This window comes from Actinomyces sp. zg296 (assembly GCF_009829695.1).
In the GTDB taxonomy this organism is placed as follows: domain Bacteria; phylum Actinomycetota; class Actinomycetes; order Actinomycetales; family Actinomycetaceae; genus Actinomyces; species Actinomyces marmotae.
In genome coordinates this window covers 164,824-177,435 of sequence record NZ_VWPG01000004.1, presented here as the reverse complement: position 1 = coordinate 177,435, position 12,612 = coordinate 164,824, and the positions used below count along the sequence as shown (strand labels likewise).

The following is a 12,612-nucleotide window of genomic DNA, read 5'->3' as shown; positions in this document are numbered from 1 at the left end:
GGATCGAGCGCCCACCCCCGTCGGACCGGTCTCGGTCCTGTTTTCGACCGGTCTCGGTGAGGGGGAGGGGGAGGACGGGGTGGCTTTGGCGCGAGCGCGGGGGAATATGGGACGCTTGGCCGGTTGAGCGCGCGAGCGCATCGCGAGGAAGGGCCGGGAGCACATGGGAATCGTCGTCGCCATCGATGGGCCGAGCGGGTCGGGAAAGTCCACCGTCGCCAAGCGGGTCGCCGCCGCGCTGGGCCTGGCCTACCTCGACACCGGCGCCATGTACCGGGCCGCCGCCTGGTGGTGCGAGCGCACCGGCATCGACCTGACCGCCGAGGAGGTGGACGCGGGAGCCGTCACCCGCGCTGTCCTCACCATGCCCCTCGACATGGGCCTCGATCCCACGGCCCCGGGGGTGGCCTGCGACGGCGTCGACATCGCCGAGGCCATCCGCGACCCGCATATCGCCTCCGTCGTCTCGAGGGTCGCCACCAACCTGGACGTGCGCGCCGAACTCGCCCGCCTCCAGCGCGAGATCATCGCGGGCGAGTCCCGCGACGCCGTCGGTCCTCACCGCTCCTTCAGCGCGGGGGAGGGGATCGTCGCCGAGGGGCGCGACATCACCACCGTCATCGCCCCCGACGCCGACGTCCGCCTCCTGGTTACTGCCAGTGAGGAGGCCCGCCTGGCCCGCCGCGCGGGGGACCTGGAGGCCGCGGGCAAGAGCGTGGACGCCGCCGCCCTACGCGACCAGGTGGTGCGCCGCGACCGGGACGACGCCACCGTCTCCCAGTTCCTCACCGCTCCCGAGGGCGTCACCGTCGTGGACTCCTCCGATATGACACTTGAGGAGACCGTCGAGCACGTCCTGGGCCTCATCGAGGCCGCCCGCGTCGAGGCCGCCGAGCGCGACCAGGATGATGAGCGTCGGGCCGATGCCCTGCGCGCGGGCCTGGAGGAGTACGAGCTCGTTGAGGAGGACGTCGCCCTCCTCAACGGCGAGGAGGAACTCCCCTCCGGCGACGGCGCCTTCGAGGCGGGGCTGCCGGTGCTCGCCGTGGTGGGGCGCCCGAACGTCGGCAAGTCCACCCTCGTCAACCGGGTTCTCGGGCGTCGCGAGGCCGTCGTCCAGGACAGGCCGGGCGTCACTCGCGACCGCGTCTCCTATCCCGCCGAATGGGTCGGCCGGCGCTTCACCATCGTGGACACAGGTGGCTGGGAGGTCGATGTTGAGGGCCTCGAGGCCTCCGTCGCTTCCCAGGCCGAGGTGGCCGTGGAGCTCGCCGACGCCGTCCTGCTCGTCGTTGACGCGCAGGTGGGCATCACCGAGGCCGACGCCCAGGTGGTCCGCCTCCTGCGGCGCAGCGGCAAGCCGGTTGTGCTGGCCGCCAACAAGGTGGACTCCCCGGCCCAGGAGGGTGACGCCGCGGCCCTGTGGAACCTGGGCCTGGGCGAGCCCTACCCCGTCTCGGCCCTCCACGGGCGCGGCAGCGGTGAGGTTCTTGACGCCTGCATGGAGGTGCTACCAGAGGTCTCGGCCGTCGCCCCCGCCGCCCCCGAGGGGCGGATGCACCGCATCGCCCTCGTGGGGCGCCCGAACGTCGGCAAGTCCTCACTGCTGAATTCCATCGCCGGGCAGGACCGCGTCGTCGTCAATGAGCTGGCCGGCACCACCCGGGACCCCGTGGATGAGATCATCGAGCTCGACGGGCGCCAGTGGGTGTTCGTCGACACCGCGGGCATCCGCCGCCGGGTGCGCCAGTCGCGGGGTGCCGACTACTACGCCGTCCTGCGAACCCAGGGGGCCATTGAGAAGGCGGAGGTCGCCGTCGTCCTCCTGGACGCCTCCGAGCCGATCACCGAGCAGGACGTGCGCGTCATCCAGCAGGCGGTTGACGCGGGGCGCGCGCTCGTGCTGGTCAATAACAAGTGGGACCTCGTGGACGAGGACCGCCAGAAGATGCTCCGGTGGGAGATCGAGCACGACCTCGCGCATGTCTCCTGGGCTCCGCACATCAACCTCGCCGCCGCCACCGGCTGGCACACGAACAGGCTCGTGCGCGCTCTCGACGCGGCCCTGGAGGGGTGGGGCACCCGCGTGCCTACCGGCCGCCTCAACTCTTTTTTCGGCGAGCTCCAGGCCGCCAACCCGCACCCGTTGCGAGGCGGAAAGCAGCCCCGTATCCTTTTCGCCACTCAGGCGCAGGTGCGCCCGCCGCGCATCGTCATTTTCACCACCGGTTTCCTTGACGCCGGCTACCGGCGCTTCATCGAGCGCCGCCTGCGCGAGGAGTTCGGCTTCGTCGGCTCGCCCATCCAGATCGGCGTGCGGGTGCGCGAGAAGCGCGAGCGCAGGCGCTGAGACGAAGGCGCTCCCAGACTCGCGGGAAGCGGCGGGCCCAGGGCTGGAATCCCGGACCTCGCGCGGCGGCAGGCCCTACGATGGGCGGATGATTGACCACATCTCGCTGGCCGTCACAGTGCCCGACGTCTCAACCGACTTCTACGCCAAGGCCCTTGCCCCGCTCGGCTACGCCGTCGTCATGGAGATGGGGCCCGTGCGCGCCCTGGGAGCTGCGGGGGAGGAGGGCAGGAAGGCTGCCCCCGAGCTGTGGCTTGTGCCTGAGCAGCATCCCACGACGATCCACCTGGCGCTGGCGGCCGCGAGTCCGCAGCAGGTGGACGCCTTCCACGCGGCAGCACTGGCGGCGGGCGGGCGGGACAACGGCGCCCCTGGGGAGCGCGCCCACTACCACCCTGGCTACTACGCCGCCTTCGTCCTGGACCCCGACGGGCACAACCTTGAGGTCGTCTGCCACAACGGACCCGTGGAGCCGGTGCCGGCCTGACACTCCTGACGGGCGGCGCCCAACGCTCGTCTTAGGCAGGGGACCGGAGTCCGGGTCCCAAGCGGCTGGGGAGGGCGAGCGACTAGGCTGGGTCCATGCTGAATCCGGTTGACCCCACCACCACGCCCGCCTGGACCCGCCTCACCGAGTTGCGTATCGGGATGCGCCCTGACCTGCGCGCCTGGTTCGCCCAGGATCCCGAGCGCGCCGAGCGCTTCACCTACCAGGTCGGGGACCTGACCATCGACCTGTCCAAGAACCTCCTGACCGACGACGTCCGCGACGTCCTGGCCTCCCTGGCCATCGAGGTGGACGTGCCCGGGCGCCGCGACGCCATGTACGCCGGTGAGCGCATCAACGTCACCGAGGACCGCGCCGTCCTCCACACCGCCCTGCGCCGCCCGGCCGACGACGCGCTCATGGTCGATGGCCAGGACGTCGTCGGCGACGTCCACAAGGTCCTCGACCGCGTCTACGACTTCGCGCGCCGCGTGCGCTCCGGCCAGTGGGTCGGCGTGACCGGCAAGCGCATCGAGACCGTCGTCAACATCGGCATCGGCGGGTCCGACCTCGGCCCCGTCATGGTCTACGAGGCCCTCAAGCCCTACGTCCAGGACGGCCTGGAGTGCCGCTTCATCTCCAATATCGACCCCAACGACTGCGCGGAGAAGGTCAAGGGCCTCAACCCCGAGACCACCTTGTTCATCATCGCCTCCAAGACCTTCACCACCCTGGAGACCCTCACCAACGCGCGCATGGCCCGCGACTGGTTCCTCTCCGCGCTGGCTGAGCGCGGCATCAGCGCCGAGGGCGCCATCGCCAAGCACTTCGTGGCCGTCTCCACCGCCCTGGACAAGGTCGCCGAGTTCGGCATCGACCCCGACAACGCCTTCGGCTTCTGGAACTGGGTCGGCGGGCGCTACTCCGTGGACTCCGCCGTCGGCACCGTGCTCGCCGTCGCCATCGGCCCGGAGAACTTCGCGGACTTCCTGGCCGGCTTCCACGCCGTCGACGAGCACTTCGCCACCAAGGACCCGGCGGAGAACGCGCCCATGCTCATGGGCCTGCTCAACGTCTGGTACGTCAACTTCTTCCACGCCGCCAGCCACGCGGTGCTGCCCTACTCGCAGTACCTGCATCGCTTCCCCGCCTACCTCCAGCAGCTCACCATGGAGTCCAACGGCAAGTCCGTGCGCTGGGACGGATCCTCGGTCACCACCGAGACCGGTGAGATCTTCTGGGGCGAGGCCGGCACCAACGGGCAGCACGCCTTCTACCAGCTCATCCACCAGGGCACCCAGCTCATCCCCGCTGACTTCATCGCCGTGGCCAACCCCGCCCACCCGGTGACCGACGGCGGCGTCGACGTCCACGAGTTGTTCCTGTCCAACTACCTCGCCCAGACGGCCGCGCTCGCCTTCGGCAAGACCGCCGAGGAGGTGCGCGCCGAGGGAACGCCGGAGCCGATCGTCCCCGCCCGGGTCTTCGCCGGCAACAAGCCGACGACGTCGATCCTCGCCCCCGCGCTCACCCCGAGCGTCGTGGGCCAGCTCATCGCCCTGTACGAGCACATCACCTTCACCCAGGGCATCGTGTGGGGCATCGACTCTTTCGACCAGTGGGGCGTCGAGCTCGGCAAAAAGCTCGCCCTGGAGATCGCGCCGGCCGTGCAGGGCGACGCCGACGCGCTGGCCGCGCAGGACTCCTCCACGCAGGCCCTCATCCGCCGCTACCGGGAGCTGCGTCACTGAGCGCCGCCATGACCCCTCAGGACCGCGCCCCGTGGGCGCCCATCATCAGTGACGGGCGCCTGCGGGCCCTGTCCGACGCCGAGCGCGCCCGGTACTCGCGCAACATGCTCGTCCCCGAGGTCGGTGTGACGGGACAGCGGCGCATCCGGGCAGCCCGCGTGCTGCTCATCGGGGCGGGCGGCCTCGGCGCGCCCGCCGCGCTTTACCTCGCCGCCGCCGGAGTGGGGACGCTCGGGATTGTCGAGTTCGACGTCGTCGACGCCTCTAACCTCCAGCGGCAGATCATCCACACGACGGCGGGAGTTGGCGCCTCGAAGGCGCGCTCGGCGGCGTCGGCGATCACCGCCCTCAACCCCGATGTCGAGGTCATCCTCCACGAGGAGCGGCTCGATGCCGCCAACGCGCTCGACCTTCTGGAGGGCTGGGACGTGGTGGTGGACGGCACCGACAACTTCCCGACCCGCTACCTGGTGGGCGACGCCTGCGCCATGCTCGGCATCCCGCTCGTCCACGGCGCGGTCCTGCACTCGGCGGGCCAGGTGGGGGTCTTCGACGCCGCCCGGGGGCCCTGCCACCGATGCCTCCACCCAGAGCCGCCGCCACCGGGCTCCGTGCCCTCCTGCGCCGAGGCCGGCGTGCTCGGCGTCCTGCCGGGCATCATCGGCACCATGCAGGCCGCCGAGGCCCTCAAGCTCATCGTCGGGGGAGGCGAGCCGCTTATCGGCCGCCTCCTGCTCCTGGATGCCTGGGGCGCCGACGTGCGCGAGGTACCCGTGGCCAAGCGACCGGGCTGCGCCCTGTGCGGGGCGAGCCCGACCATCACGAGTCTTGAGACGGCGCAGGATGCCTGCGCCGCGCCTGAACCAGCACAACCGAACGAGGAGACCATGAGCACCATCACCGTATCTGAGCTGCGCGCCCGTATCGCGGCGGGGGAGAGGCCCGGTGAGGCCTACACCATCCTGGACGTGCGTGAGGCCGACGAGGTCGCCGCCATGCCCGTGGAGGGGGCGGTCCACATCCCGCTGGGGGAGGTGGTCGAGCGAGCCGGGGAGTTGGACGCCGGCAAGGAGACGGTGGTGACTTGCCAGGGCGGCACCCGCTCCAAGAGGGCCATCGAGGCCCTTCAGGCTGCGGGGTACGCGGGAGCGCTGACTAACCTTGAGGGCGGCGCCCGCGCCTGGTACGAGAGCGCCTGAGGCGCTCGCGCGGGCCGGTCACGGCGGGATCGTGACGCGGCGGGATCAGTTGACTCCGCCGTCGCGCCTGCCGTGACCGGCGTCACCGCGCTCCGGTTTCGCCTGCGGGGCCGTGGTGGGCTAAGGTTCTACACGTTCCAAGCGGAGCCGAGCGGCGGAGGGGACTCCAGTCGCAGGGCCGTGAGGCAACGGGCTGTGGCGCAGTTTGGTAGCGCACTTGACTGGGGGTCAAGGGGTCGTGGGTTCAAATCCCGCCAGCCCGACCATTAACTTCATACACAAACTCGCGTCATGGTTCCCCATGGCGCGGGTTTTGCTTGTCTCGGGCTGCTTGATGGGTCTTCTGGGCGGGTTCGGGCTTGGTCTGGTGGATCGGATGGGGGCTCATGAGGCCGACTCCCAGGCCTGATCCGTTCTGGTGACCCCCTGCTTGTGGGCCTGGAGCGCGCCCACCTTCTCGGCTCTCTCTCGCTCTTCAGGCTCCTCCTGTGCGCCCAGGGTGTCTGTGTTCTCTCCAATCCAGACCAGGATGATTTCGAAGGGTGGTTGACTGCTTGCCCTATCTCGGTGACCAGGTTCTTGGATTTGAACTCGGTGATGGAGGCCATGATGCCGTGCAGGAGTAGACCGCCGGGGGCTGGTCGATGTTCTCGCTGATGGGGACCAGGCGGGTTCCCTAGTCGTCGAGGCTCTGCCCCAGGGCGGTTTCGTTGTAGCAGTCGCGCACCAGGCGGTCGAGTTTGTGCACGATGACGTAGTCGGTGCCCCGCCGTGCCACTGCCTCCTCGTTGAGAAAGCGCAGCATGTCCTGGAGGGCGGGTCGTCGGGTAGTAGCAGCGGACAGGCCGCCTTCGATGAGTTCCTTGACGATGATCGCCCTGAGGCTCATCGCCTTGCGCGTGTAGGCGGCCCGTTGGGCGGGGATGGAGAAGCCCTGCTCCCAACCACCGCGTCTGGCCTGTTCACGGGAGGAGACCGGTAAGTAGGCCACGACTCGTCCTGGTGTCAGGTCAGCTGCCATGGCGGCCAACGGATCCTGGCGCGAGAGGCAGGCCAGCCCGTGGGCGTGGCGTTCCGGTTCCCGGCCACAGTGTCTCTTGACGGGCGTGGCCTTCACTTGGGTATTGATCGCCCGAGCAAGGACTTAGGCGGTAAGTTGAGCTACGACCCTCAAGTGGTGGGTCAAGTTTCTCTGATGGACTTTGCCCCCGTGATGACGGAGGCAAAGTATTGGATGAGCCGGACGCCTCCACCTTGCGCTACCGCTACGACGGCTGGCTGTTCCCGAGAGTTGGCCCGGTCTTCGTCTGGACGCTCCCCTCCGAGGAACTTCCAGCACAGCCGAAATCTCCGGAGGACTCAGACGCCACGCACCCCGCGCCTCACACCCCACCAGTACCTCTCCGCCCCACAAGACAACGTCCACCGCACAGGAGCCGTCAAGAGATAGCCTTTGCCAAGGTCCTCGACCATACACCGCACAGGAGCTGGTGAGGACGTAGGCTTGAAACTCGTGGCCGAACCGTGATCTACGGTACCTGCTGGACACGCCTGGCTTCTCACTGGCCATATTAGACTCACACTATGCCGAGCCAAGCAGGGTACTATAAATGGGACGATGCCAGCCTCACACCTGGACAGAAGGTGGGAGGCGGTTGGAGCCAGAACCTCTACGATGAGGATGGTTTCCTACGAGAGCATGCTCGCTTCATCCCCGACGACAGCCTTGACCTCGATGACGACGTTCCGTCGGCGTCGTACATCCCCACTGATCAGCGCTCAGAGTCTGGTGATAGCTTTGAACTAGCAATCGCCGCCGCGGTCGCCACACTGGCTGCAACGGGTGCCATCCATGCCGCTCCACACGTCAAGCGTTGGTGGGGTCAGACCGCCCAACCGTTCGTCATGGTGCAGGCTGAGAAGATCGCAGGCCTCTTCCGCCGCCACACAGAGACCGGCGACGATGCTGTAGACCCCACTCATGGTCTCGTTCGACCCAACCTGGAACTTCCTGCCCCCGAGCACCGCGCAGCGATGTCCAGTGCCGAGGTCCAAGCTCGTCTCCTCGCCGCCATGGCCGCCTACACCTACGGTCAGCAACAGTTGCGGCTGGTCACGCAAGCCCGGATCGTCGATGCCGACGAACTTGACGATGTTCACCGCCAACTGGCAACCATCCCACAGGAGCAGCTCACCGCGATCCTCGAGCAGATGGTACGTGATCCAGCACTGCTCCAGGATGCTAGCCTGGCGAACTTGGCTAGTTTGCTGGGACAAACGCAGTTGAGCTCCATCGCGTAGAGAGCACACGCGCGAAATGCGTATCCCTGCCTAAATAAGTAAGGTCAGCATTATTTTTACACACCATGATCGCCCTGCTTAGATGTAATTGTGACAGACAGATATTTCCAACACGTGCAAGAATGATTAGTTAATAGCCTCAACACTATGGGAAGGCAAATTGACACTCGCTTCGACAAGATCGAGTCGCGCCTCGATAAAGTCGAGCATAGAATGAAAGAAATGCATGATAACATTGAGGCACGCTTCGACATGTAGGTCAACAGTTGAATGCCATAGATGAGCGCTTCACTGATTTAGAAGATAAAGCTAACCGATCGTATCGACAAACTCAACCAAGACATCGATTCTCAAGGTCGAAAAGCACTGCGCGACCAGGGCGCCCTGAAGTATTTTCGGTGCCCAGCATGAGCAGTTCGGCGGCCGCGTAGCGATTATTGAGAGTAAGTGACAGGCGGTTGAGATTCCTTATATGATTCCCTTCCGAACGCCCGCAATGATGCTTCATGTACCTGATGGCCGAAGGAATCACTCACTACTTTTGGTAGAAAAGATACAACGATGCCGTTGCATCTTTCAAATATAAACCCAATCCAAATGTGACAACATCTCGGTAGGACTACTAGTGGAAAATACTAAATGATGAGCAGCTCTCAGCACACCGTGGAAAATAGTCAGTGTCAAGCCAAGACGGAGATAAAGTCCACCCGTCTTCGATCTTTATGTCCGCAGTATGATGAAACGCGCCATAAGGCATACGTTGATCGGATTGTTCAGGCGCTTGATGATCCGAACATCCATAACATTGCCCTCAGTGGTGCTTACGGTACAGGAAAGAGTTCGATTTTACAAGGGTTAAAGAAGTACAAACCGAGTGCCATATTCATTTCTCTCTCAACGCTTGGTACCAATCTGGTTGACAACTCGAGTAACGGTCAGTTATCAAATCATGCCAGTCCTGCAGAACAGGCGAATCGCATCCAGAAGGAGATCGTCAAACAACTGCTCTATCGTGCTGATCCACAAAAGCTCCCTGCTTCGCGCTTCAAGCGGATTCACGGCGTCCGATGCATCAGCCTTATTGCTAGGTCGGTCTCCGTCGCCGCAGCCATGGCGCTCGTAAGCCTCATCGTCGGCCTTCCGGATAAACTTCCTCTCGTATCGGAGCAGCCATGGTATGACTTGGTCATCAAACTCTCATTGGTATCGCTATTACTCACTATACTTTTGCTCGCACTTGGCCGTCACCTCCAAGGAACCATCAGCCTGGATAAGGTTGCTGTCGGGCCAACCACTGTCTCATTATCGGCAAATGCCGAAACGTATTTCGATAGATATCTAGATGAGATCATCTACTTCTTCGAGATCACTAAACTACGTCTCGTTGTGTTCGAGGATATCGATCGTTTCGAAAATCCACAAATCTTCGATCAACTTCGAGAGTTGAACACACTGCTCAACAATGCCGGTCAATTGAAACGCAAAGGACAGACATGTCCCGTTGTCTTCGTCTATGCCGTAAAGGACAGTATCTTCGATACGTGGCAGTATTCGAATACTACCAGTGCTACTGACGGTGCTAGACGTGATCTAGCGACTGTCGAGGTCGAGCGCGCTAACCGCACCAAGTTCTTCGATCTGATTATCCCCGTCGTTTCTTTCGTCACGCACCAGAGCGCGCGGGATTTGCTGAAACAAGAACTAAGGGACGTGCATCCTTCGGTGTCGCCAGAGTTGATCAACCTCGCGGCCAAGCATGTCCCTGATCTTCGTCTGCTGCGCAGCGCTTGCAACGAGTACCAAATATATGCTGACCTACTGCTACGAGGTAATGGCCTCGAGTTGGAGCACGATAAACTGTTCGCGATGATGCTCTACAAAGTAGTGCATATGCGCGACTTTGAACAAATCAGACTCGGCGCTAGTGCCCTTGATGAAGTATACAAAAAAAGTGTTTCTGTAATCCAACGTAAGATTGCACAGCTCAACGAAAAGTACGACGATTTTGAGAAAGAGGTAAATGCTGAGAACGAAGCTAAGGCCCGTGGCGAGAAGTTTACTGAACTGATCAAGCGGATAGTCGCTACCCAAAATAACCGGGAAAAATCGTTTTATGTCGAGGTCGACGGCAATAAATATGCTAAAAGCCAGACTGTGACGACTGAATTCTGGGACAAGATCGCGCACTTGGCAGATGATGATGAACTAATTATTTCACCTGATAATTATGAATCTACCTTTACAACAATATATTTAACTAAGTTACATCTGGCTGAATTTATCGGACGTAATTTAGTTTACCATCCACCACGCACTGCTAGTGCGGAGCGGCTCAAGTGGGAGCTTAAGAATATATCTTCTGAACGAGAAAAGTTCAGACGCGCAACTATGTCTAACCTTATTGAGTGGGATACCGTCGTTCCAGACATGGCCTCCAACGGGGAAAAATGCTCATTTTCGAAATATATTCGACATTGCCTTGGATCAAGACTTGCCACAGATCTAATTAGATACGGCTACATTGATCGCAACTTTGTGCTATATACATCAATATATCAAGATATCTCTCTCAGTGCGTCAGCTATGTCGTTTAAGATTCAGCACATCGATGCCGGCCGAATGAATGCCATCTACAGGCTTGATGATCATGATCTTAAAGACTTACTGCCTAGCCTTGATCATGATGAGTTGATGCAGCCCGGAGCCTACAATATATTCATATTGGACTATCTTCTTCGTAAGCCTAACGAAATGCGAGAATATTCGGCGGCTATGGTTGATGCTTTGGTACGTGATGGTCACGATGAACGGCAATTGTTACAGGAGTACTTCTCGTCTGAAGAAGTGACTAGGCGCGAGCAAGAGGACAAGCTTGTGGCGCTGCTAGCACCGAAACTCCCTTCGCTGTTCACCAGGATTATCGAGCTCGAGGGAGTGCCGGACCATCGACAACGTCATCTGATGGATGTAGCACTCCGGTCAATGGCTGATTCGATTGACTATGACACTGCTGGTCTCGAAGACTTCATTAAGGCCTCGTATGACGAGTTGGAGAGTTTGAAATTCGGCTCGGGTGTGCAGTTGAACGCAGGAATGGTGGCTCTACTGTTTCAGAAGGCGGAAGTCAAGATCGCTAGACTAGGCGCACTTCGTGAAGATCTCTGCGAGAAGTTGATCGATAATCAGTCTTATGAGATTAACCGAGATAATCTCGAAACGATAGTTCGAAGCGACGATATTTCGCTCGACCGGCTGAAGAAGGATCGTCAGACGTGTTACGAATACGTCACAGCTCATCTCGACAAGTATCTGGCTGCGTTAACAGAGGATAGTACAGTGCCTGCTTCGGCACTGACCGGGAATGAGCTGGTGGGGGAGGTTGTTGCGGATTTGGCTAACAACAAGTCTCATGCCTCCTCTGCATCGGTTGATGAGCCTGTCGGCAGCACTGCGGCGGAACAGACATTCTCGGTCTTAGATAGAGTTCTCGACAAAACTGACAAATCCGTCATGATCATCCTCGGCGAACCAGTCCCAGTTAAGTGCTGGCCGACATTGGCGCAGCAAGGCCGGTTTGCTGTAGATACGAATAACACACTTGCCTATATCGAGGCCTGTGGTTTCGATGAGGCGCTGGCTCAACTTATGGTTGAACAGGGCGGTATTGAGTCAAGTGGCAAACTTGAGTACAGCGACTACCTGGCGATCGCTAAGCCGATATTAGAGGCTGACGAAAGGCTCATCGGTCTCGATCAGCGCATTGATCTTGTCAAGTCCCTCGGTAATGCGGAATATATCGATCCAGATGACATTGAGCCGATTGCCGGTGATATGATTGGACGACTTATTTGTTCCGGTATTATTGAGGACGATGAAAGGTCGTACCAACTGGCGCGGCAGCTTGATAATTGGCCCAGCCGAGAGTCAGCGATCGCTTCTTCTAAGAAATTTATCGACTTCATGAGTCCCGACATCGTAAAAGATGATGCTGCACAAATTGTCAATAGTAAGCGTATCGGCGAAGCTGTAAAACGTAAAATATTGGAGAATCCTCATTTGTATTGCTCGCGCTTGAGCTCTGAGGACTTGATGACGATACGTGAACGTGCAGTCAGTTGTTCAGAATTGCGCCTTGGAGAAGATGCGCTGATGTTCTTCGCGGAGCATTATAGGGGTGCAACTGACGTGATCATATTACTGGTGTGCGCAATTGACAATTTAGAGGGTACTTCAATTCGGAATATCGTTCGGGCCTTAGGTGACGTCTACGCGGATCTACTTGTTCCCGGAAGGAAGGAGGTTCGGGTGCCGGCGGTGCGAAGCCTAGAGAAGATCTTGGATAAATTGAAGACGGTAGGTGCAGTGTCGACCTATAAGTCGATGGAAGGTGGAAGGGAATTCAAAGTTCATCGTAGGCAAAAATGATGTTATACTTCCCTTGGAGGTTGTGGGGAAGGGGTGAGGCCCTCGATGACGAAGATTCCTACGCCATCAACTCCGAAAGCTTCGATGTGTTCAACACTA

The 12,612-nt window shown here is 61.0% G+C and carries 7 protein-coding genes and 1 tRNA gene; 7 read left to right on the top strand and 1 reads right to left on the bottom strand.

Going from position 1 to position 12,612, the window contains the following annotated elements; translation table 11 throughout:
- Positions 1-163: 163 nt before the first annotated feature.
- The 5 genes from der (at position 164) to GVV76_RS04635 (ending at position 6,053) form a co-directional block, all read left to right on the top strand.
- Positions 164-2,350 carry a bifunctional cytidylate kinase/GTPase Der gene (der, locus tag GVV76_RS04655; protein WP_159625343.1) on the top strand — a complete coding sequence of 729 codons (2,187 nt, stop codon included), beginning with the start codon at positions 164-166 and terminating at the stop codon, positions 2,348-2,350.
- Positions 2,351-2,438: 88 nt separating this feature from the next.
- A complete protein-coding gene (locus GVV76_RS04650; protein ID WP_159625341.1) occupies positions 2,439-2,837 on the top strand; it encodes a VOC family protein in 399 nt (132 codons plus the stop codon).
- Positions 2,838-2,932: 95 nt separating this feature from the next.
- Positions 2,933-4,588 (top strand): glucose-6-phosphate isomerase, encoded by a 1,656-nt coding sequence (gene pgi / locus GVV76_RS04645; protein WP_159625339.1) that lies wholly within the window; start codon positions 2,933-2,935, stop codon positions 4,586-4,588.
- Positions 4,589-4,596: 8 nt separating this feature from the next.
- Positions 4,597-5,787, top strand: coding sequence for a molybdopterin-synthase adenylyltransferase MoeB (moeB, locus tag GVV76_RS04640; RefSeq protein WP_159625337.1), 1,191 nt, complete (start codon positions 4,597-4,599; stop codon positions 5,785-5,787).
- Positions 5,788-5,976: 189 nt separating this feature from the next.
- Positions 5,977-6,053: transfer RNA gene (locus GVV76_RS04635), tRNA-Pro, on the top strand.
- A gap of 410 nt (positions 6,054-6,463) precedes the next feature.
- On the opposite strand, the gene GVV76_RS04630 is transcribed toward GVV76_RS04635, so the two are convergent.
- Positions 6,464-6,808 (bottom strand): recombinase family protein, encoded by a 345-nt coding sequence (locus GVV76_RS04630; RefSeq protein ID WP_159625335.1) that lies wholly within the window; start codon positions 6,806-6,808, stop codon positions 6,464-6,466.
- 563 nt (positions 6,809-7,371) lie between these two features.
- On the opposite strand from GVV76_RS04630, the gene GVV76_RS04625 reads away from it, so the two are divergent.
- Both GVV76_RS04625 and GVV76_RS04620 read left to right on the top strand, forming a co-directional pair.
- Entirely contained in the window at positions 7,372-8,088 is a 717-nt protein-coding gene (locus GVV76_RS04625) for a hypothetical protein (protein WP_159625333.1), read from the top strand.
- Positions 8,089-8,730: 642 nt separating this feature from the next.
- A complete protein-coding gene (locus GVV76_RS04620; RefSeq protein ID WP_159625331.1) occupies positions 8,731-12,513 on the top strand; it encodes a YobI family P-loop NTPase in 3,783 nt (1,260 codons plus the stop codon).
- Positions 12,514-12,612 lie beyond the last annotated feature (99 nt).